18 protein-coding genes and 2 pseudogenes are annotated in these 21,475 nt (G+C 65.9%); 9 read left to right on the plus strand and 11 right to left on the minus strand.

Annotated features, from left to right (window positions below):
- Positions 1-272: 272 nt before the first annotated feature.
- Positions 273-1,583, plus strand: a complete 1,311-nt coding sequence (brnQ, locus tag GVL12_RS00235) for a branched-chain amino acid transport system II carrier protein (RefSeq protein WP_159910633.1) — start codon at positions 273-275, stop codon at positions 1,581-1,583.
- Positions 1,584-1,596: 13 nt separating this feature from the next.
- Here brnQ and lolA read toward each other — a convergent pair whose 3' ends face one another.
- From lolA to GVL12_RS26440, 3 genes and pseudogenes are all read right to left on the minus strand, one after another.
- Positions 1,597-2,229 carry an outer membrane lipoprotein chaperone LolA gene (gene lolA / locus GVL12_RS00240; protein WP_159910634.1) on the minus strand — a complete coding sequence of 211 codons (633 nt, stop codon included), beginning with the start codon at positions 2,227-2,229 and terminating at the stop codon, positions 1,597-1,599.
- 27 nt (positions 2,230-2,256) lie between these two features.
- A pseudogene (locus tag GVL12_RS00245) lies at positions 2,257-3,759 on the minus strand (DNA translocase FtsK); the annotation flags it as partial.
- A gap of 225 nt (positions 3,760-3,984) precedes the next feature.
- Positions 3,985-4,755: pseudogene (locus tag GVL12_RS26440) on the minus strand (DNA translocase FtsK 4TM domain-containing protein); the annotation flags it as partial.
- A 59-nt stretch (positions 4,756-4,814) separates the two neighbouring features.
- Between GVL12_RS26440 and trxB the strand changes: the two are divergent.
- From trxB to GVL12_RS00265, 4 genes are all read left to right on the plus strand, one after another.
- Entirely contained in the window at positions 4,815-5,765 is a 951-nt protein-coding gene (gene trxB / locus GVL12_RS00250) for a thioredoxin-disulfide reductase (protein WP_159910636.1), read from the plus strand.
- A 217-nt stretch (positions 5,766-5,982) separates the two neighbouring features.
- A complete protein-coding gene (gene rpmB, locus GVL12_RS00255; protein WP_159910637.1) occupies positions 5,983-6,216 on the plus strand; it encodes a 50S ribosomal protein L28 in 234 nt (77 codons plus the stop codon).
- 20 nt (positions 6,217-6,236) lie between these two features.
- Entirely contained in the window at positions 6,237-6,407 is a 171-nt protein-coding gene (gene rpmG, locus GVL12_RS00260; protein ID WP_008904999.1) for a 50S ribosomal protein L33, read from the plus strand.
- A 236-nt stretch (positions 6,408-6,643) separates the two neighbouring features.
- Positions 6,644-7,819 carry a S8 family serine peptidase gene (locus GVL12_RS00265; RefSeq protein WP_159910638.1) on the plus strand — a complete coding sequence of 392 codons (1,176 nt, stop codon included), beginning with the start codon at positions 6,644-6,646 and terminating at the stop codon, positions 7,817-7,819.
- On the opposite strand, the gene GVL12_RS00270 is transcribed toward GVL12_RS00265, so the two are convergent.
- Both GVL12_RS00270 and GVL12_RS00275 read right to left on the minus strand, forming a co-directional pair.
- Positions 7,820-9,043 carry a fatty acid desaturase gene (locus GVL12_RS00270; RefSeq protein WP_159910639.1) on the minus strand — a complete coding sequence of 408 codons (1,224 nt, stop codon included), beginning with the start codon at positions 9,041-9,043 and terminating at the stop codon, positions 7,820-7,822.
- 116 nt (positions 9,044-9,159) lie between these two features.
- The gene (locus GVL12_RS00275) at positions 9,160-10,431 is read right to left on the minus strand and encodes an RsmB/NOP family class I SAM-dependent RNA methyltransferase (RefSeq protein ID WP_159910640.1); all 1,272 of its coding nucleotides are present in this window, start codon (positions 10,429-10,431) and stop codon (positions 9,160-9,162) included.
- 109 nt (positions 10,432-10,540) lie between these two features.
- Here GVL12_RS00275 and GVL12_RS00280 point away from each other — a divergent pair, with 109 nt between their 5' ends.
- Positions 10,541-10,828 carry a DUF1653 domain-containing protein gene (locus GVL12_RS00280; RefSeq protein WP_159910641.1) on the plus strand — a complete coding sequence of 96 codons (288 nt, stop codon included), beginning with the start codon at positions 10,541-10,543 and terminating at the stop codon, positions 10,826-10,828.
- 9 nt (positions 10,829-10,837) lie between these two features.
- Here GVL12_RS00280 and purN read toward each other — a convergent pair whose 3' ends face one another.
- Positions 10,838-11,410: a phosphoribosylglycinamide formyltransferase gene (gene purN, locus GVL12_RS00285; protein ID WP_235033774.1), complete on the minus strand. Its 573-nt coding sequence runs from the start codon at positions 11,408-11,410 to the stop codon at positions 10,838-10,840.
- Positions 11,411-11,442: 32 nt separating this feature from the next.
- Between purN and GVL12_RS00290 the strand changes: the two genes are divergently transcribed.
- The 3 genes from GVL12_RS00290 to GVL12_RS00300 all read left to right on the plus strand — a co-directional run bounded on the left by GVL12_RS00290 (position 11,443) and on the right by GVL12_RS00300 (position 14,726).
- Positions 11,443-12,129: a YceH family protein gene (locus GVL12_RS00290; RefSeq protein ID WP_159910643.1), complete on the plus strand. Its 687-nt coding sequence runs from the start codon at positions 11,443-11,445 to the stop codon at positions 12,127-12,129.
- 125 nt (positions 12,130-12,254) lie between these two features.
- Complete coding sequence (locus GVL12_RS00295) at positions 12,255-13,436, plus strand: acyl-CoA dehydrogenase family protein (protein ID WP_159910644.1); 1,182 nt, start codon at positions 12,255-12,257, stop codon at positions 13,434-13,436.
- A gap of 174 nt (positions 13,437-13,610) precedes the next feature.
- On the plus strand, positions 13,611-14,726 hold the full coding sequence (locus GVL12_RS00300) for an acyl-CoA dehydrogenase family protein (RefSeq protein ID WP_159910645.1): 1,116 nt from the start codon (positions 13,611-13,613) through the stop codon (positions 14,724-14,726).
- Between the two features lie 747 nt (positions 14,727-15,473).
- Here GVL12_RS00300 and GVL12_RS00305 read toward each other — a convergent pair.
- The 5 genes from GVL12_RS00305 to GVL12_RS00325 all read right to left on the minus strand — a co-directional run bounded on the left by GVL12_RS00305 (position 15,474) and on the right by GVL12_RS00325 (position 21,338).
- A complete protein-coding gene (locus GVL12_RS00305; protein WP_159910646.1) occupies positions 15,474-16,421 on the minus strand; it encodes a bestrophin family protein in 948 nt (315 codons plus the stop codon).
- Positions 16,422-16,541: 120 nt separating this feature from the next.
- A complete protein-coding gene (locus GVL12_RS00310; RefSeq protein ID WP_159910647.1) occupies positions 16,542-17,675 on the minus strand; it encodes an ABC transporter permease in 1,134 nt (377 codons plus the stop codon).
- Between the two features lie 2 nt (positions 17,676-17,677).
- Positions 17,678-18,868: an ABC transporter permease gene (locus GVL12_RS00315; protein WP_159910648.1), complete on the minus strand. Its 1,191-nt coding sequence runs from the start codon at positions 18,866-18,868 to the stop codon at positions 17,678-17,680.
- An 8-nt stretch (positions 18,869-18,876) separates the two neighbouring features.
- The gene (locus GVL12_RS00320) at positions 18,877-19,905 is read right to left on the minus strand and encodes an HlyD family secretion protein (protein ID WP_159910649.1); all 1,029 of its coding nucleotides are present in this window, start codon (positions 19,903-19,905) and stop codon (positions 18,877-18,879) included.
- Positions 19,902-21,338 carry a TolC family protein gene (locus tag GVL12_RS00325; protein ID WP_159910650.1) on the minus strand — a complete coding sequence of 479 codons (1,437 nt, stop codon included), beginning with the start codon at positions 21,336-21,338 and terminating at the stop codon, positions 19,902-19,904. The genes GVL12_RS00320 and GVL12_RS00325 overlap by 4 nt, the downstream gene beginning before the upstream one ends.
- Positions 21,339-21,475 lie beyond the last annotated feature (137 nt).

Below are 21,475 nucleotides of genomic sequence, written 5' to 3' on the forward strand. Positions count from 1 at the left end.
GCCGACAGGGCACTAGTGCCAAGCTTAGCCGCTTGGCCACCAGCGGGCGAGAAGGCCGTCCAATAGGCCCTCGGCGCTGCGGCGGCATGGCGCGCACCCGCCGCAAAACAGCGCAGTCTTTCAGGCTTTGCCCCCTGCGCAATGCCGGCCAGTGGGCACCCACTTAGAATTCACCCCTTTTTCATTTGCCAGCCGCAGGCCGGCAAATGGTCATCACGCGCGATCCACCCTTGCTTTTCGCGGCCTTGCAGCCCCATTCATCTTCCCGATCTATGCAGACCCTTCAAACGCGCGACCTCATCGCCCTGGGATTCATGACCTTTGCGCTCTTTCTCGGCGCAGGCAACATCATCTTCCCGCCCATGGTGGGCCTGGCTGCGGGTGAAAACCTCTGGAGCGCGGCGCTGGGCTTCTTGCTCACCGGCGTGGGACTGCCGCTGCTCACCGTGGTCGCGCTGGCCCGCGTGGGCGGCGGCATGGACACGATCACCGCGCCGCTGGGGCGCGTGGCCGGCACGCTGCTGGGCATTGTCGTCTACCTGATCATAGGCCCGCTGTTCGCCACGCCGCGCACCGCCACCGTCTCGTTCGAGATGGGTATGGCGCCGTTCGTCGGCAATGGCGCGGGTGCGCTGCTGGCCTATACCGTGGTCTATTTCGGCCTGGTCCTGCTGCTCGCGCTGTTCCCCGGCAAGCTGATGGACAACCTCGGCAAGCTGATCACGCCGGTGCTGATCCTGGCCCTGGCCGTGCTCGGCGGTGCGGCTTTTCTTCTGCCCGCGGGCGGCATGCTGCCGAGCTCGGGCGACTACCAGCACGCCGCGCTGGCCCAGGGCTTCACCCAGGGCTACCAGACCATGGACGCGCTGGGCGCGCTGGTGTTCGGCATCGTGATCGTCAACGCCATCAAGGACAGCGGCGTGAAGGATGCGCGCCTGCAGACCCGCTACGCCATCGTCGCCGGCGTGATCGCCGCCATCGGGCTGTGCCTGGTCTATATCTCGCTGATGCACCTGGGCGCGCACAGCGGCTCGGTGGTGGCCGAGGCCAGCACCGGCGTGCAGATCCTGACGGCCTATGTGCAGCACACTTTCGGCACCCCCGGCATGCTGCTGCTCGCGGCCGTGATCCTGCTGGCCTGCCTGACCACCGGCGTCGGTCTGGTCAGTGCCTGCGCCGTCTATTTCAGCACATTGATTCCGGGCATGTCCTACCGCGGCATGGTCGTGACACTGAGCCTGGTCAGCATGCTGCTCGCCAACCAGGGGCTGGAGCAGCTGATCACAGTCGCGGTGCCGGTGCTGGTGGCGATCTACCCGATGGCGATCGCGCTGGTCGGCCTGAGCCTGCTTTCAGGCGTGTGGAAATCGGCGCCGCGCGTATTCGTGCCGGTGATGCTGGTCGCGCTGGTCTTCGGCCTGCTCAACGCCGTGCAGGCCCTGGGCCTGAGCGACTGGACACCCGACTGGCTCGAACGGTTGCCCGGCACCGCGATGGGCCTGGGCTGGCTGCTGCCCGTGGCCGCGACGCTGCTGGCCTGCGGACTGATGGACCGGCTTCAGCCGGTGCGCACGCGCGCCTGAACGGCGCTGAAACTCAAGGCGCGAGCACGTCCGCGCCCTTGGGGGCAACGAACTTGAAAGTCTCGGCGGGCAGGCTGGCACTGGTCTGCACGTCCGTGAAGCGCATCAGCGAGCGCTGGCCGAAACTGTCGAGCATGTCGATGGCCGCGAGCTTGTCGCCCGCAAAGCCCACGCGCACGCTTTGCAGCTGGCCGTCCCTGGCCTTGGGCAGCGCCTCCACCCATTGCAGGCCGTCCTGGTCGGGCGCGGCCTTGAGGTCGAAATCGGCACGCAATGCCTGAACATTGGCCGCCGAGGCGAGGATGGCCGCGGGCGTCGCATCCAGCACCTTGGCCTGGGCGCGCTGCGTGACCTGGTTCAGGTCGGCGTCGTACATCCACAGGGTCTTGCCGTCGGCGACGATCAGCTGCTCGAACGGCTTGCGGTATTCGAACTTGAAGCGCCCCGGACGCTGGAACGAGAACTGGCCGCTCGAGGTCTTGCTGCGCGCCGCCTGGCCGTCCTTGCCCGGCGAAGTCACGGTCTGGGTGAAGTCGGCCCGGCCGGCCTGTGCACCCTGCATGAAGGCCTCGAGGCTTTGCAGCCCGTCGGCCTGGGCCAGGCCGGCGCCGGCCACGAGCAGGATACTTGTCAAAAATCGCTTCATACACTCTCCATCCAATGGCGCAAGGCCCTATTCATTTCGCGCCGGCACCAGCACTTCACGCTGTCCGCTGCTCGTGAGCGAACTCACCAGGCCGGCTTTTTCCATGTCTTCCAACAGGCGCGCCGAGCGGTTGTAGCCTATGCGCAGCTTGCGCTGCACGTACGAGATGCTGGCCTTGCGGTCCTTGAGGACCACTTCGACCGCCTGGTCATACATGGGGTCCTTTTCGCCATTTCCATCCCCGTCGCCACCGATTTCGCCATCGCCATCGGCGACACCGCCTTCGAGAACGCCCTCGATGTAGTCAGGCTCGCCCTGCTCCTTGAGGTACTTGACGACGCGGTGCACTTCCTCGTCGCTGACAAAGGCGCCATGCACGCGGATCGGCAGGCCCGTGCCGCTGGCCATGTACAGCATGTCGCCCATGCCCAGCAGGGCTTCGGCGCCCATCTGGTCAAGAACGGTGCGGCTGTCGATCTTGCTGCTGACCTGGAAGGCGATCCGGGTCGGGATGTTGGCCTTGATCAGGCCGGTGATCACGTCCACGCTGGGGCGCTGGGTCGCGAGAATCAGGTGGATGCCGGCGGCGCGGGCCTTTTGCGCCAGGCGCGCGATCAGCTCCTCGATCTTCTTGCCGACGACCATCATCAGGTCGGCGAGTTCGTCGATGACGATCACGATGTGCGGCAGGCGGTCCAGCGGCTCGGGGGACTCGGGCGTGAGGCTGAACGGGTTGTAGATGAAGCTTTCCTTGGCCTTGGCTTCGTCTATTTTTGCGTTGTAGCCCGCGAGATTGCGCACGCCCAGCTTACTCATCAGCTTGTAGCGGCGCTCCATTTCGGCCACGCACCAGGTCAGGCCGTTGGCGGCCTGCTTCATGTCGGTGACCACGGGGCACAGCAGATGCGGAATGCCTTCGTAGACCGACATTTCGAGCATCTTCGGGTCTATCATCAGCAGGCGCACATCGCGCGCCTCGGCCTTGTAGAGCAGCGACAGTATCATGGCGTTGATGCCGACCGACTTGCCCGAACCGGTCGTGCCCGCGACCAGCACATGCGGCATCTTGGCCAGATCGGCGACCACCGGGTTGCCGACGATGTCCTTGCCCAGGCCCATGGTCAGCATGCTCTTGGCATCGTGGTAGACCTTGGAGCCCAGCACTTCGGACAGGCGGATCGACTGGCGCTTGGCGTTGGGCAACTCCAGCGCCATGTAGTTCTTGCCGGGAATGGTCTCGACCACGCGCACCGAGACCAGCGACAGCGAACGCGCAAGGTCCTTGCCCAGGCCCACGACCTGCGAGCCCTTGACGCCCGTGGCCGGCTCGATTTCGTAGCGCGTGATCACCGGGCCGGGCATGGCCGCGACCACACGCACCTCGACACCGAAGTCCTTGAGCTTCTTCTCGATCATGCGGCTGGTCATTTCCAGCGTGTCGGCCGAGACCGTTTCCTGGCGCTGCTGCGCGGCGTCGAGCAGATCCACCTGGGGCAGCCTGGTGTCGGGCAGCTCCTGGAACAGCGGCTTTTGCTTTTCCTTGATCACGCGCTCGCTGGGCGCGCAGGCGGCCTCCATGACCGGCTCGATGATCTGCACCGGCAGGGGATGGCTTTCTACGTTTTCGCTGCGCTCTTCCTGCACATCGACCTGGCGCGCGCGTGCGGCCTTGCGGCCCACGGCCACGTCCTTGGCCTTTTCATGCTGGGCGCGGCTCACGCGCACCATCGAATAGATGCGCCTGCCCAGGCGCTCGGCGAGCTGCCCCCAGGAAAAACCGAACACCAGCGATGCACCCAGCACCATCAGCACGATGCCGGCCAGGCCCGAGCCGGTGAAGCCCAGCCATTGCATGGCATTGAGGCCGAACACATAGCCCACGACGCCGCCCGCGTGCCCGGGCAGCAGGGATTCGAAACGGTACATGCGCGACCATTCGAGCGACGTGCTGGCCAGCACCAGCAGCGCCAGCCCGCCCCAGAAGCGCAGGCGGCGCAGCCACAGCGGGTCGGCAGGCTGCACGCCGCCGCGCGTCCAGCGCAGCAGCGAGCCCAGCCAGTTCGTCACGGCGGCGAGCACCAGCCACCAGACCGAGAAGCCAAAACCGAAATAGCAGGTGTCGGCGAGCCAGGCGCCCGAGCGCCCCACCCAGTTGTGCACCCAGCGCCCCTGGACCGCGCCCGAAGTCGACCAGGCCGGGTCCTGCGGCGAGTAGCTCAGCAGCGACAGCAACAGAAACACCAGCGCCAGCAGCCCCACGATGAGGCTGACTTCATGGCCGAAGCGGGCCAATCCGGTGCGGGTCGATGATTTCCCTGCGGAACCGTTCAGGGCATTCAATGTGTAAGTCATACGCAAGCGGGAGCTTACCCCACAGCCCGCCTGCGCACCGGACTGGCTGTGTGGGAGAAGGCAGACACTTGCAACAAGACGTTCCAATCTCGGGCGCTTTGATGATTTTTTACAATCCCGGTGATTGACGGACTGCGCATACGGAAACTCCTGCTGCAGGGGATACTCCATCATCCGTCCTATTGATGAACCTTCACATGCCGATCGTCGGCATGTTTTTCATGAGTGCAACCATGTCCACTACGCAACACGCCAAAGTTCTGATCCTCGGCTCCGGCCCCGCCGGTTATTCCGCCGCCATCTATGCGGCCCGCGCGAACCTCAAGCCGCTGCTCGTGACCGGCATGGCCCAGGGTGGCCAGTTGATGACGACCACCGACGTGGACAACTGGCCCGCCGATGTGATGGGCGTGCAGGGCCCCGAACTGATGCAGCGCTTCCAGGAGCATGCCGAGCGCTTCCAGACGCAGATCGTCTTCGACCACATCAACAAGGTCGACTTCAGCCAGCGCCCGTTCACGCTGACCGGCGATTCGGGCACCTATACCTGCGATGCGCTGATCATCGCCACCGGCGCCTCGGCCAAATACCTGGGCCTGCCGTCCGAGCAGGCGTTCATGGGCCGCGGCGTTTCGGGCTGCGCAACCTGTGACGGCTTCTTCTACCGCGAGCAGCCGGTCTGCGTGGTCGGCGGCGGCAACACGGCCGTCGAAGAAGCGTTGTATCTGTCCAACATCGCCAGCAAGGTCACGCTGGTCCACCGCCGCGACAAGTTCAAGGCCGAACCCATTCTGGTAGACAAGCTGCACGAGAAGGTCAAAGCGGGCAAGATCGAGCTCAAGACCCATTTCACGCTCGACGAAGTGCTGGGCGACCAGTCCGGCGTGACCGGCATCCGCCTCAAGAGCACCCAGGACGGTCATACCGAAGACATCGCGCTGCAAGGCTGCTTCATCGCCATCGGCCACTCGCCCAACACCGATATCTTCCAGGGCCAGCTGGAAATGGAGAACGGCTACATCGTGACCCAGGGCGGCCTCAAGGGCTTTGCCACGCAGACCAGCGTGCCCGGCGTGTTCGCCGCGGGCGACGTGCAGGACCATGTCTACCGCCAGGCGATCACCAGCGCCGGCACGGGCTGCATGGCCGCGCTCGATGCCCAGCGTTTCCTCGAGCAGGAATAAGGTCTTTTGCCGGGGCGTTCCCGGCGGGGCACGCCTATAATCGCAGGCTTTGCTGAATTTGAGCATGCCCCACAGGGGCGTGCAAGGCTTGCCACAGGTTCAGCGACGGGTTACCGCCACCCGAATTCTGGCGAGGTGAGGCCATGGGCACGACCTGCGCAACCTGTTTGAGCAGGGCTCGGTGACCACGGCTGTAAAAAACTATCGGAGTGTCCTCATGGCACGCGTATGTGATGTAACGGGCAAGAAGCCCATGGTGGGAAACAATGTTTCCCACGCCAACAACAAGACCAAGCGTCGTTTCCTGCCTAACCTGCAGTACCGTCGTTTCTGGGTGGAAACCGAGAACCGTTGGGTGCGCCTGCGCGTTTCCAGCGCTGCTCTGCGCCTGATCGACAAGAACGGTATCGACGCCGTGCTCGCAGACCTGCGTGCCCGTGGCCAAGCCTAATTCCCTGAAGGAGAAATACCATGGCATCTAAAGGCGGACGCGACAAGATCAAGCTGGAATCCACTGCGGGTACCGGTCACTTCTACACCACTACCAAGAACAAGAAGACAATGCCTGAAAAGATGTTGATCATGAAGTTCGACCCCAAGGCTCGCAAGCATGTCGAGTACAAGGAAATGAAGCTCAAGTAAGCGCTTCACGGGTGTTGCCCGCTGTTTCAGCAGCAACCTCTCATGCTTCTTTGAAAAGGACACTTCGGTGTCCTTTTTTCGTTGGCCCACACACTGCCTTGCACTCCCATGCAACTAGGGCACACCCTCCTGTTTTTTGTATTGCAGCCCCATCCAAGTGAGCGCACACTATCGCTCAACGGCAGACACAGTTGTGAATGGGAGGTCATTCGGCTGATGCAGCCCGTGGAGCGCAAATGAAACGCTACATCATCCTGAAATACGTCTATCAGCGTCGCATCAGCAAACGTGAACTCGATACCGGCATACTCTCGCTCGAAAGCGCGCTGCCCGCAGTGTCCACAGAACACTTGCCCGAACATGCGGTCAGCGAACTCAAGAACGATCCCCAGGTGCAATTGGTCGTGCCGACCATGCCCACGCGGCTGATCAGCCCGGTGGAATTGAAGCAGGTGCTGCCGCGCACGGCGCTGGCCAGCAACTGGGGCATCAAGGCGGTGCGCGCGGACAAGAGCCGTTACGACGGCGCGGGTGTCAATGTCGCCATTCTCGACACCGGCATTGACCGCGACCACCCCGCATTCGCGGGCATGACGCTGGTCGAAAAGGACTTCAGCGACCACGGCAATGGCGACCGCAATGGCCATGGCACGCATTGCGCGGGCACCATCTTCGGCCGCAACGACGGCCAGCAGCGCGTAGGCGTGGCGCGCGGCGTGGAGCGCGCGCTGATCGGCAAGGTCCTGGGCGATGACGGCGCTGGCCAGTCCGAAATGGTGTTTCACGCGCTCACCTGGGCGATGGAGCAGCAGGCCGACATCATCTCGATGTCGCTGGGCTTCGATTTTCCGGGCATGGTCTTGCGCCTCACGGCCGACGGCTGGCCGCTCGACCTGGCCACCTCCACGGCGCTTGAAGCCTATGGGGGCAATCTGCGCATGTTCGACGCCATCATGGCCGTGCTCAAGGCCCAGGCCGCCTTTGGCGTGGCGCCGCTGGTCATCGCCGCCGCCGGCAATGAGAGCCGGCGCGCGCTCAAGCGCGACTACCGCATCGCCACTTCACTGCCGGCCTCGGCCGACGATGTGATCTCGGTCGCGGCCGTCGGGCGCACCGACGGCAAATTCATGGTTGCGGATTTCTCCAACATCCAGGCCCGGCTGTCGGCGCCCGGCGTCGACATCACCTCGGCCTGGCCCGGTGGCGGGCTGCGCACCATCAGCGGAACGAGCATGGCCTGCCCCCATGTGGCCGGTGTCGCGGCGCTGTGGTGGCAATTCCTGCGCCAGGCAGACATCAAGCCCACGGCACGCAACGTCTCGGCGCGGCTGATCTCGAACGCACGCAAGAATGTGTTTGTCGCCAATACCGATGAATCCGATGTGGGCCAGGGCCTGGTCACGGCCCCCTAATTACAGGCGCACGGCGCGCAGCGCGATCGAGAACTCCTGCAGCACGCGTATGTTGCTGGCTTCGGCCTTGCGGCACCAGGCGCGCAGGTCGGCGGTGAGCTGCTCGCGCGTGTGCGAGGTGTTGAGCCACAGCTGGCGCAGTTCCTCGCGCATGGTCAGCATCTGGTCGATCACCGGATGGGCCGCGCGCACCTGGTCGATCTGCGCGCGCGTGCGCTGCGGCAGCCGCTCCTGGTCGCGCACCAGCGCAGGCCGCACGGCCTTGAGCAGCGAGACTTCGTCGCGGCCCGCGCGCCGCGCCTTGAGGCCCTCGACTTCCGCCGCGCAGGCCAGGCGCAGGCCGCGCGCATAGCGCGCCATGGCCTCGTAGCGGTGGGCGATCAGGGCTTCGAGCGTGGCTTCATCGGCTTCGGCACGCACTTCGCCTTCCTGCCAGCGCGGCGGCAGCTTCTTGACGCGCGCCCAGCCCAGGCCCTGCAGCAGCCGGATGTAGGCCCAGCCGATGTCGAACTCATGGCGCTTGACCGAGAACTTGGCCGCGGTCGGGTAGGTGTGGTGGTTGTTGTGCAGCTCCTCGCCGCCGATCAGCAGGCCCCAGGGCGAGATATTGCGGCTCGCGTCGCGGACCTCGAAGTTGCGGTAGCCCCAGTAGTGCCCTATGCCGTTGACCACCCCCGCGGCCCAGAACGGAATCCAGACCATCTGCACCGCCCACAGCGCCAGGCCCGCAATGCCGAACAGCAGCAGGTAGAGCACCAGCAGCAGTGCGATGCCCAGGCCCGGAAAGCGGCTGTAGATGCGGCGCTCGAGCCAGTCGTCGGGCGTGCCCTGGCCATAGCTGCGCAGGGTCTGCGCATTGGTCGTTTCCGTGCGGTAGAGCTCGGCGCCGCGCCACAGCACGGCGCGCAGGCCGCGCTGCTGCGGGCTGTGCGGATCGTCGGGCGTTTCGCATTTGGCGTGGTGCTTGCGGTGCACCGCGACCCATTCGCGCGTGACCATGCCCGTGGACAGCCAGAGCCAGAAGCGGAAAAAGTGGGAGGGAACAGGGCCGAGCTCAAGCGCGCGGTGGGTCTGGCAACGGTGCAGGAATACCGTGACCGCGACGATGGTCAGGTGGGTCGTGGCCAGCGCCACGAGCACCAGTTGCCACCAGGAAAGCCGCCACAACCCGTGGCCCAGCCAGTCGAGCATGGCGCTCCAGAGCGCACTATCGGGATTCCACATAGCTCCCACCTTCCAAAAAGCAACACCGCCTGAAAAAGCGGTGTTTCATTTTAAGGCGCGGCGTATGAAGAATACCAAGCAATTACCTGCACTTACAGGTAATTGGCAACAAGAGACTACTTGCGCACCCAGGCCGCGGCGAAGAAGCCGTCGGTCTGGTGCAGATGCGGCCACATGCGCAGGTAGCGACCGCCCGACGCGCCGCCGCTGCACAGGCTCGCCGACGCGGCCACCTTGAGCTGTTCAAGCAGTTCCGCGGCTTCGAGCGGCACGAAGTCCGGATGGGCCGCGCTGAAGGCTTCGGCAATCGCCTCGTTTTCCTCGGGCAGAATGGAGCAGGTCGCGTAGACCAGGCGCCCACCCGACTTCACCAGGCGCGCAGCGCTGTCGAGAATAGCCGCCTGCTTGACGGTCAGCTCGGCAATCGCTTCTTCCGACTGGCGCCACTTGAGATCGGGGTTGCGGCGCAGCGTGCCCAGGCCCGAGCACGGTGCATCGACCAGCACGCGGTCGATCTTGCCCGACAAGCGCTTGACGCGTTCGTCGCGCTCATGAGCGATCGCAGCAGGGTGCACGTTCGACAGCCCGCTGCGCGCCAGGCGCGGCTTGAGCGCTTCGAGGCGGTGACCGGACACGTCGAACGCGTACAGCCGCCCGGTGCTGCGCATGCTCGCGCCTATCGCCAGCGTCTTGCCGCCCGCGCCCGCGCAGAAGTCGACCACCATCTCGCCGCGCTTGGCGTCGAGCAGCAGGGCCAGCAGTTGCGAGCCTTCGTCCTGGACTTCGATAGCACCGCGCGTGAACACGTCGTAGCGGGTCAGCGCAGGCTTGCCTTCCACACGCAGACCCCAAGGGGAGAACGGCGTGGGCACGGCCCGGATGCCGGCCTTGGCCAGCTCTTTTTGCACATCGGCGCGCTTGTCCTTCAAGGCGTTGACGCGCAGGTCGAGGGGAGCGCCCTCTTCCATGCTTTGCGCCAGCGGCCAGAAACCGTCGCCCAGCTGGGCCTTGAGCGGCTCGACCAGCCACGCCGGCATGTTGTGGCGGTGGGGCTCCATCAGATCTTCGGGCTTGACCGCATCGCACTGGGCCAGCCAGGCAATTTCCTGCTCGTTCAGCGCGGCCTTGAGAAAGTCGCGCGGGCCGTGATAGCCCAGAATCGCCAGGCGGCGCTCGCGCGGGCCGCTGCCCGAACGCGCAAGGCTTTCGAACAGCAGTTTTTTACGCAGCACGGTATAGGCCGTTTCGGCCAGGGCGGCGCGCTCGCGCTGGCCCAGTCCACGGTTTTCACGGAAAAAGCGGGATACCACGGCATCGGCCGGGTGTTCAAATGTCAGGGTGCGCTTGACCAGTTCGGAGCAAGCATCAAGGAGGGCGTTGGGATGCATGGGGGCGATTGTCCCATTTGCGGAGTTCCCCCTGCCTTCGCTGGCCACTGCGCGCACCCGCCGACAGGCTCAGCCGCCCTGTTTTCCTGGACTTTCATGCGTTTTTCACATGCCTGCCAACGAAGCCACCGACCACGATCTGCCCCCCCTGCACGCTACGCCGCCGGGCCTGTACCGCCACTACAAGGGCGGCCTCTACCAGGTGCTCGACATGGTGCGCCACAGCGAAACCCTCGAAGCCATGACGCTGTACCGCGCGCTCTACGGCGCGCGCGGCCTCTGGGTCCGGCCCGCGGCGATGTTTGCCGAAAGCGTGGAAATCGACGGACAGCGCCAGTTGCGGTTTACGCGCCTGGGCGACTACAGCCCTGAAGCCGAAAGCGCTGCGCGGCAGTAAGCCTGCGGTTCAGGCTTTTCGGGCCAGCCACTCGGCCACCGCGAGGGGATAGATCGCATGCTCCTGCACCAGCACGCGCGCGGCCAGCGTCTGCGCCGTGTCGCCTGCCAGCACCGGCACCACAGCCTGCGCCAGGATAGGGCCGACGTCGAGTTCGGCCGTCACCTCATGCACCGTCGCGCCCGCGAACTTGCAGCCCGCATCGATGGCGCGCTGGTGCGTGTGCAGGCCCGTGAAGGCCGGCAGCAGCGAAGGGTGGATGTTGACCAGCCGGCCTGCATAATGATTGACGAAGGCCGGTGTCAGAATGCGCATGAAACCGGCCAGCACGACCAGCGCGGGCTGGTACTGGTCTATGACTTCGCTCAAACGCGCGTCGAACGCTTCGCGGCTCGCAAAGGTCTTGTGGTCGAGCACGTCGGTGGCAATGCCTTGCTGACGCGCAAACTCCAGGCCCTTGGCGTCGGCCTTGTTGCTGATGACCGCGGCCACGCGTGCGTTCAAGGTATGGGCCCAGTCCTGTTGCTGGGCGGCCTGCACGATGGCTGCCATGTTGGAGCCGCCGCCAGAGATCAGAATCACGATGTTTTTCATTGCCACCGATTGTCTCATCCATGCCCTTTGACCCACGCTCCACTCCGCTCAATCCCGTTCAGGCCCGGGTGCTTGCCACGCTGATGGAAAAGGCCCGCACGGTGCCCGACAGCTATCCGCTGTCGCTCAACGCCCTGCTCAATGGCTGCAACCAGAAAAGCAGCCGCGATCCCGTGATGGAACTCGATGAAGGCGACGTCCAGCAGGCGCTCGACGACCTGCTGCGCCAAAGCCTGGTGACGCCCGTGAGCGGCAACCGCACCCAGCGCTGGGAGCACAACTTCCCGCGCGGCGTGGGCGTGCCCGAGCAGTCGGCCGTGCTGCTGTCGCTGCTGCTGCTGCGCGGCCCGCAGACCGCGGCCGAGCTGCGCCTGAACGCCGAGCGCTGGCACCGCTTTGCCGACATTTCCTCGGTCGAGGCCTTCCTCGATGAGTTGCAGGAACGCAGCGAGGAAAAAGGCGGCCCGCTGGTGGTGCTGCTGCCGCGTGCGCCGGGCGCGCGCGAGCCGCGCTGGGCAACGCTGCTCGGCGGCCCGATTGATTTGTCGGCATTGCCCGCAGCCCCTGCCCCGCGCGCCGCGGCGAGCAGCGTCGCCGAGCAGCGCATCGCGGCGCTGGAAGCCCGGGTGGAGCAACTGGAAGCCCAGCTCCATGCGCTGTGCCAGCAACTGGGTGTAGAGCCAACCTCTGCACCGACCCAGGATTGAAAACCGCACGACAAGCCCGGCGCAGCGGCGCCCGGCGCTGACGCGTCGGGCACCGGGTGTCCCGCTGCGGACAGGGCGAAAAAGCACGCCCGTGCTACAAATATCCCATAACAGGAGACTGACGCATGGATCTCGCATTCACCCCTGAAGAGCAGGCCTTCCGCGAAGAAATTCGCGCCTGGGTTCGCAGCCATCTTCCCGAGGACATCGCGCACAAGGTGCGCAACGCATTGCGGCTGTCGCGCGACGACCTGCAGCGCTGGGCCAAGATTCTGGGCAGCCGCGGCTGGCTGGGCCACGGCTGGCCCACGGCCTTTGGCGGGCCGGGCTGGACTGCGGTGCAAAAACATCTGTTCGAGGAAGAATGCGCGCTGGCCTGTGCGCCGCGCGTCATTCCGTTCGGCCCGGTGATGGTCGCGCCGGTGATCATGGCCTTTGGCAACGCCGAGCAGCAGCAGCGCTTTCTGCCAGGCATCGCCAGCGGCGAAGTCTGGTGGAGCCAGGGCTACAGCGAGCCGGGTTCGGGCTCTGACCTGGCTTCGGTCAAGACCCGCGCCGAGCGCCAGGGCGACCACTACCTGGTCAACGGCCAGAAGACCTGGACCACGCTGGGCCAGTACGGCGAATGGATTTTCTGCCTGGTGCGCACCAGCACCGAAGGCAAGCCGCAGACCGGCATTTCCTTCCTGCTGATCGACATGAAGACGCCCGGCGTGAGCGTGCGCCCGATCAAGCTGCTCGACGGCGAATGCGAAGTCAACGAAGTGTTCTTCGACAACGTCAAGGTGCCGGTCGAGAATCTGATCGGCGAGGAGAACAAGGGCTGGACCTACGCCAAGCACCTGCTGTCGCACGAGCGCACCAACATCGCCGATGTGAACCGCTCCAAGCGCGAACTCGAGCGCCTCAAGCGCATCGCCAAGGCCGAAGGCGTCTGGGAAGACCAGCGCTTTCGCGACCAGATCGCGCTGCTCGAAGTCGATGTGATCGCGCTCGAGATGATGGTGCTGCGCGTGCTCTCGGCCGAGACCTCGGGCAAGAACCCGCTCGACATCGCCGGCCTGCTGAAGATCAAGGGCAGCGAAATCCAGCAGCGCTACAGCGAACTGATGATGCTCGCAGCCGGCCCGTTCAGCCTGCCCTTCATCGAGGAAGCGATGGAAGCCGGCTGGCAGGGCGACTTCCCTGGCGGCGAAGTGGCGAATGCGCCGCTGGCCTCGACCTACTTCAACATGCGCAAGACCACCATCTATGGCGGCAGCAATGAAGTCCAGCGCAATATCGTTGCTCAAACAGTAATTGGATGACACCCCCTGAGCGACTGCGTCGCTTCCCCCTCTCAACCTTCGGTGGAGGGGGGCGCCCGGCTCAGGGACGGCACCATCGCTGCGGGGCGGCCCTTGCTCGGTGCCCCTGGCTTGGGACATGCCCGTTTCAGAGCTGCGTCCTGTGCAAGCATCGTGGCTAAATAAGGAGACATCATGGATTTCAATTTTTCCGAAGACCAGCAGCAACTGCGCGACGCCGTGCGCCGCTGGGTGAGCAAGGCGTACACGTTCGAGCGCCGCAACCAGACCGTGGCCGAGGGCGGCTTTTCGCGCGCCGCCTACACCGAACTCGCCGAGCTGGGCCTGACGGCGCTGGCCGTGCCCGAGGCGCATGGCGGCCTGGGCCAGGGCCCGGTCGACGTGATGGTGGCCATGGAAGAGCTGGGCCGGGGCATCGTGCTCGAACCGCTGGCCCAGGCCGTGATCGCCAGCGCCGTGCTGAGCCAGTACGCTCCCGCCGATGTCCAGGCCCGGTGGCTGCCAAAAATAGCCAGCGGCGAAGCGCTGCTCGTGCTGGCCCATCAGGAGCGCAAGGCACGCTACCGACTTGATGTCTGCAGCGCCACGGCAGCGGCCAGCGGCAGCGGCCATGTGATCACCGCGCACAAGAGCCTGGTGCCCGCGGGCGACCAGGCAGACGCTTTCCTGGTGCCGGCGCAGCTCAATGGCCAGATCGCCTTGTTCCTCGTCGAGCGCGGCGCCAGCGGCATCGCACTGCGCGGCTACGGCACGCAGGACGGCGGCCGCGCGGCCGAGCTGCAATGCACAGCCACGCCGGCCACGCTGCTGACCCAGCATGGCCTGACGGCACTGACGCTGGCCATGGACGTGGCCAACGCCGCGCTGTGCGCCGAAGCCGTGGGCGTGATGGAGCAGACGCTGGCAATCACCGTCGACTACATGAACCAGCGCAAGCAGTTCGGCGTGGTGATCGCCAGCTTCCAGGCCCTGCGCCACCGCGTCGCCGACATGAAGATGCAGCTCGAACTCGCACGCTCGATGAGCTATTACGCAAGCCTCAAGATCACCGCCCCGGCCGCCGAACGCCACCTGGCCGTGGCGCGCGCGCGCGTGCAGCTGGGTCAGGCCATGCGCTTTGTCGGCCAGCAGGCGGTGCAGCTGCACGGCGGCATAGGCGTGACCGACGAATACATCGTCAGCCACTACTTCAAGCGGCTGACGCAGCTCGAGATGACGTTTGGCGACAGCCTGCACCATTTGGGCGAGGTGTCGGCGGGGATGCAGGAGACGGCGGGGGTGTTTGCGTAAGACCTGCGGGAACCTGGGCGCTTGCCCCTTTGCCGCTCTGAAAAGCAGGCTCTCGAAATCCCGTTCGTCCTGAGCAAGGTAAGCGAGGCAAAGCCTCGCAATGCGTTGACAAGAAACAGCGGGGCTTGAGGGCAGGCCGTTCATGGTGCGACGGGCGCGCCGAGCGAGGCTCACCACGAACGGTTTTCCCCGCTCGCCCTGAGCTTGTCGAAGGGTCGGTATTTTGAGCGTAGGCCGCCCATAGTTCGCCGCTGTTTGCTCAAATCGAGTGCTTTCTAAGTCGTTGATTTATTTGACAAAAAAAGCTGTTTCTTGAGAGCGGGGTAAGCGAGACAAGTCTCGCCATGCGTTAGCAAGAAACAGGGTGAAGCATGACCTAAAAATCCCGTTCGTCCTGAGCCTGTCGAAGGATGAACTGGCGCACTGGCCTAGGGTGGAGACGCCCTTCGACGGGCTCAGGGCGAACGGCCATTAGCTATTCGTTTTGGAAAAAAATCATGACTTTGCGATCGCTGTTTGCACAAAACCAACCATTTCTAAGTCATTGATTTATTTGACAAAAAAAGCTGTTTCTTGAGAGCCTGGCGCAGGGCATCCTGTCGAAGGATGAACTGGCGCACTGGCCCAAGAGTGGAGACACCCTTCGATTCTTCGACGGGCTCAGGACTCAGGGTGAACGGCCATCAGCGATTCGTGCTGAGCCGATAACCTGAACCAGTCGAAGGTTCATAGACTGTAGCCCCCACCTCAAGTGAGCTGGTAATTCACCGGCTGCAGCGGCGCAGGCACGTCCGGGGCGTTCAAGGCTTCGAGCAGGCTGATCTCTATGCCCCGGCAAATGGTGTCCAGCGGCAGGTCGTTGCTCTCGATGCCGAACGGCTCCTCGAGTTCGTCGCCCAGCGCGTCCAGGCCAAAGAAGGTGTAGGCGACGATGGCCACGACGAACGGCGTCATGAAGCCGGTGATGTCGACCAGGCCGAACGGCAGCAAAAAGCAATACATATAGGCCGTGCGGTGCAGCAGCAGCGCATACGAAAACGGCATGGGCGTATGGCGTATGCGCTCGCACGAGGCCGCGGCGGCGACCATTTCGGTCAGCGTCGTGTCGAAGCGCGCGGCCAGGCAGGGGTCGATCTCGCCGCGGCGCACGCAGTCGCCCAGCTCCTGGCCCATGCTCATCATCAGCGCATCGGCACGCCGGCCCACGGGCTTGTGGCGCAGCGCCTCCCATTCCCGGGCCGTGAGCCAGCGCTGCACGTCGGCGGATTCGGGCTGGTCTCGCAACTGCAGGCGCAGCGCATGCGCATAGGCAATCGCACGGTGGACCATGCGCACGCGCACATCGCTTTCGCGCTGGCTGGCATTGACGGGCTGCGGCAGGCGGATCAGGCCCAGGCACTGGCGCGCGAGCGTGCGCGTCTGTATCACCATCTCGCCCCAGAGCTTGCGGCCTTCCCAGTAGCGGTCGTAGGCGGTGTTGTTGCGAAACCCCAGAAAGATCGCCAGTGGCAGGCCGATCAGCGTGAAGGGAATCGGCGTCAGCGTGATCTTCACCGAGAACAGGCTGCCATGGGCCAGCGTCACTGCAATGGCCAGCAGCGTGTTGATGGCCAGGGACAGGCGAATGCGCTGCAGCACCGAGCCCCGCAAGACAAGAAAAAGCCGATAACCGGCCGGGCGCTCGCGAACAATCATTGCGGGGGTGCAATCAGTGACAGGAAGAAGGGCGGTATTGGAGCATGGCGTGGCAGGCGTTTTCAGGAATTCCTGAAATGCACACAATTACAAAATGGGCAGCAAGGCCGCCGGGCGCCGCTAACGGCTGGCCTTGTTTCGCCCCAGCCACAAGACGGCCAGCCAGCTGCACAGCGCGAGAAGCGACAGCACGCTGAGGTACCAGAGCGCGGCCTGCACCGGCGCGCCTGCCTGGTTGAGACGCAGCGAAGCCTGGATGGCCGCCGTGCTCGGCGACAGCCAGCGCAGCGCCTGCAGCACGCTCGGCAATGCCTCCGCGGGCCAGCTGAAGCCGCCCATGAACGCCAGGGGAATCGATGTGAACAAAAGCACCTGCATCGCGCGCTCGCGGTTCGCCAGCCACCAGCCGAGCAGCGCCGACAGCCCCACGACAGCAGGAACAAAGACCGCCAGCAGCAGCAGCGCCCCCAGCGGATTGCCGCCGCGCGGGAAATCGTGCCAGACGAATATCCAGCCAAAATAGTACAGGCCCGACAACCAGCCCAGCACGCAAAGTGCCAGCAGGCGGGCCAGCCACACGGATGCCGGCGCCGCGGCCTCGCCGCGCTCGCGCCAGGTGCCGACCAGCAGTGCGCCGCCCATCAGCAAGGTCTGCTGCAGGATCAGCACCGCGACGGCCGCGACCACAAAGCTGCCGTAGCCTTCGGTGGGATTGAACAGCGCCTGCATCTGCAGATTGACCGGAGACCGGCTGTTTGCGGCCTGCAGGCTGCTTTGTCCGCCGGCGCCCAGGCGCCGCAGCTCGATGCCGGCGGAGACCGTGCCCACGGCTTCGGCAAAGCCATACTGCACCTGCTTGGCCGCGAGCGGATAGGCGCCGTTGGCGTAGACCGGCACCACGACGTTCTCGCTGCGCACCACCTTGCGCTTGAAGTCGGGCGGCAGCACGGCATAGCCCATGACATCACCGCGCAGCAGCGCCTGCTGGGCCGCGGCTTCGTCGCCGGTCACCAGGGTTACCTCGATGCGCGGACTGGCCTGGGCAAAGCGCAGCGCCTGGCGCGCCAGGCCGCTGCCGTCCTGCTGCACCACGGCCACCGGCACCCGCTGCACCACTTCATCGGCGTAGAACCAGGGGTAGAAAAAGCCATAGAGCACGGGCGCCCCGACCAGCAGCATCACCACGCCGACATCGCTGACGACCGCGCGCAGCGCGTCGATGAAAGTACGGAAAAAGGATGGCTGCTTTGCCATGCTCAGCGCCCGCCCCACTTGTCAGGACGCCGCAGGCCTCGCGCCAGGCCCGCCGTGGCCAGCAGCAGCAGCGCCAATGTGGCCAGCGCCAGGGAACACAGGATGGGCAGGCTCTGGGCCACCGGTGCACCCATCTGGAATTGCTCGATCTGCAGCCGCGCATAGTGGGTATAGGGCATGGATACGGCCCAGCCACGCGCCGAGGCCGGCATGGCCAGCAGCGGAAAGCCCACGCCACTGAAGGCAAATGCGGGTGCCGACAGCAGCCCGGCCCCCGACAGCGCCGTGCGCAGCGACAGCGTCAATGCCGCCAGCAGCGCGCCCGCGGCCAGGCTCACGGCCACCAGCGCCGCCAGCCCCAGGCCCACCCACACCAGACTGCCGGCCACGGCCCAGCCCCGCCCCGCCGTGAGCCATAGCAGAGCCATCCATCCGCACGATGTCAGAGTCAGCCAGGGCAGCGCCAGCTTGCCGGTGAGCGCGCCCAGCACCACGGACCAGCCCGCGGGCCGGTCGCCACCGGCCTCCTGCATCCAGGCGCCCAGCGTGCGGTCGCGCAGCTCGCGGCCCACAGACCAGGCGCCGGCGGTCATCGCCAGGATATGCAGCAGTGCCGGAATCAGCGCCGCGGCGAGAAACTGCTCGTAATTGGTGGAAATATTGAACAGCGAGACCAGATGGGTCTGCACCGGCTCCATGCGCACCCGCAGCACCTGCTGCGGCTCGCCGCGCCTGGCACGCGCCTGCATCTCGATGCCCGCCGACAACGTGCCGACGACCTGGCGCACATCGCGCTGGATCAGGCTGGAATGCGTGGCGAGCTGGGCGTTGTGCATCAGCACCACATTGGCTGCGTGGCCGCGCTTCACATCGCGCGCAAAACCCGGCGGTATCTGCACGACCGCATACGACGCCATGGACTGCAGCTCCCACTGCGCCTCAGAGGCATTGAGCGCCTGCGAGCGCACCGACAGGCCCGGCGTCGCGTCCAGAAAGCGCACCAGCTGGCGCGAAAGGCTGCTGTGGTCCTGGTCCCAGACCGTGATGGGCAGCCGGTGCGGCAGACCCGCCGAGAAGATCCAGACCAGCAGCATGACCGCCAGCAAGGGCACCCAGCTGACCATGGCCAGATCCCAGGGGCGGCCACGCAGCAGCCGCCCTTCGCGCCGGAGGCTGGCGAGCAGCGGGCCCATCATCCGCCTCAGCGGCCTTCTTCCACCACGACGCTCATGCCCGGCCGCGCGCCTTGGATGGGCTCGGCGGGCCTGGCGCGCACCTCGAACGTGCGCGCATCAAACCCCTGCCCCGCGCGCGTGGCGCGCCAGGTGGCGAAGTCGGGCAGCACGCCCAGGTAATACACCTCGAACTGGACCTGGCGGTTGTCCAATGCCGGCAGGCGCGCCGAGAAACGGCTGCCTTGCGCGAAACGCGCCAGATGGTCTTCACGCACGCTCAGCACCACCCATTGGTCGCTCAGATCGACCACGGTGACCAGGGCCACGCCCTGCGGCGACAGCTCGCCTTCCTTGGCCAGCACCTGGCTGACTTCGCCGCCCACGGGGCTGCGCAACTGGGTCTCGGCACTTGCCGCCTCGACTTCCGCGACCACGCCCTGGACCTGGCGCGCCTGGGCCTGGGCGGCGGTCCTGTCTTCGGTGCGCGCGCCGGAGGCGGCCATGTCGTACTGGGCCTTGGCGGCGAGAGCCTGGTCGCGCGCGGCGCGGTGGTTGGCCAGCGCCTCGTCACGCTTTTGTGCCGCGACCAGGCCCTGGTCGTAGAGGCTTTGCACGCGCCGATAGGAGGTCTCGGCAAGCTCGGCCGCGGCCTGGGCGCGCTGCCAGCCCAGGCGCGCCATCTGCACTTCCTGCGGCCTGGCGCCGGCCAGGGCCTTGTCCGCCACGGCCTGGGCTGCATCGCGCGCCGCCTCGGCCTGCGCCAGCTTGGCACGCACTTCGGGGCTGTCCATCTCTATCAGCAGGTCGCCGGGCTGGATCTGCTGGCCGTCCTTCACCAGCACCTTGGAGATGCGGGCCGTGACCTTGGAGGCGATATCCGTCTCCCGGGCCTCCATCTGCCCCTGGAAATAGAGGGGCGCAGGCTGCGCCGCGCGCCAGAATCCCCAGGCAATCAGCAGGACCACCAGCAGCACCGCCGCAATGGCCGGCACGAAACGCCTGCCGCGGGACGGCGCAGGCACCGGGGATGGGGATTTGGAAGTGCTAGGGGTCATGGTGCGTCGGCGGGAATGTGGATGTCGGCCTGGGCCATGTAGCGCGCGAAGGCATCGCTTTGACCGGAGCTCTCGAGCAGTGCGGCCAATGCCTGTACATACAGATTGGCGCTTTCCGCGCGCTGCGTCTGCACCTTGGCGAGATTCGTCTGGGCGTCGATCAGGTCGAGCACGGTGCCCGTGCCCTCCTTGAGACCGGCCACGCGCAGGCGCAGCAGCTCGCGCGCCAAGTCTTCCTGCGCCTGCTGCGCCAGGTACTGGCGGCGCGCCTGCTCCACGCCCATCCAGTGCTTCTCGACCAGCAGGGCGATATCGCTGCGCACCTGGACCTGCATCGATTGCGCCTGCTCGATCTTGCGCTGTGACGAGGCGGCCATGGCGTCGCGGTCCAGGCTGTCCCACAGCGTCCAGCGCACGGCCACGCCGGCCACCCAGTTGGGCTTGCCGCTGGTCGCCAGTTCGTGCGAGCCGAAGGCCAGCACCTGCGGCCGGCGCAAGGCTTGCTGCGCGTCGTGCAGCGATTCGGCCTGGCGCTGCTTGGCCTGGACCTTGCCCAGCCCGGGGTGCAGCCGCTGGGCAGCAGACACGAACGCTTCGAGCGGCGCCAGCGGCCGGCTGCTGACGAACAGCGGCGAACTGGGAAGCACCGGGGCCTGGGCCTTGACGGTGCGCGCCAGCGCCGTGCCCGCGAGCTGCGCATCATCGCGCGCCTTGCGTGCCTGCTGCTCGGCATCCGCCAATGCCGCCTGTGCCTGCAGGCGTTCGACCTTGGCAATCACGCCCACCTTGAGCATGCTTTGCGCGGCGCTGTCGTGCTGGCGCACCGCGTCCAGTGCCCGCATGCGCAATTGCGCCGCGCGCTCGGCCAGCTGCGCGCCAAAGTAGCGCTGTACCAGCAGGGAATGCAGCGACTCGCGGCTGCTGGCCGCGTCGGCCAATGCCTCGTCCGTGGCGCCGTCGAGCCCGGCGCGCACGGCGTCCGACACACCGCCCATATACAGCGGCCAGATCAGCGAGAGGCTGGCGGAGGCATTGTTCTTCTCGCGCTGCAGCGAGACATTGGAGGGCAGCTGCGGCGTGCCGGGCAGCATCTGCCCCAACTCGGGCGGCAGCATGCCCAGCGTGCCGTCGAGCATGCGCCGCGCGGGATCGAGGTTGAGATCGGCATTGACCGAATAACGGTAGGCCATGCCGGTGACCGCCACCGACGGGCCGCCCAGACCTTGCGTGCCCTGGCGGCGCAGGCGCGCGCTCTCGACCGCGCTATGGGCGGCGGCCAGCTGGTCCGAACGCTCCAGCAGCGCGGTCTGCGCCTCGGAAAAACTCAGCGTGGCCGCCGGCTGCGCCATGGCGGCGCCCATGCCCAGGAGAAGCACGCAGCCACCAAGCAGGCAACGCCGGCGCAGCGCAAAAGATGACGTCGGAGTCAACATGACGGATAGCTCCTTGCGCTCTCGCTATGGGCCTGGAAAAGGATGGGGCCATCATATCGGAACAACCGCCGGCGAACTTCATGCCGGCGGTGGCATGGCTTGGGTGCCGCCATGCGCACCGCCGGTTGGAAGGCAGG

The sequence above is a fragment of the Pantoea sp. 18069 genome, assembly GCF_902706035.1.
In the GTDB taxonomy this organism is placed as follows: Bacteria; Pseudomonadota; Gammaproteobacteria; order Burkholderiales; family Burkholderiaceae_C; genus Comamonas.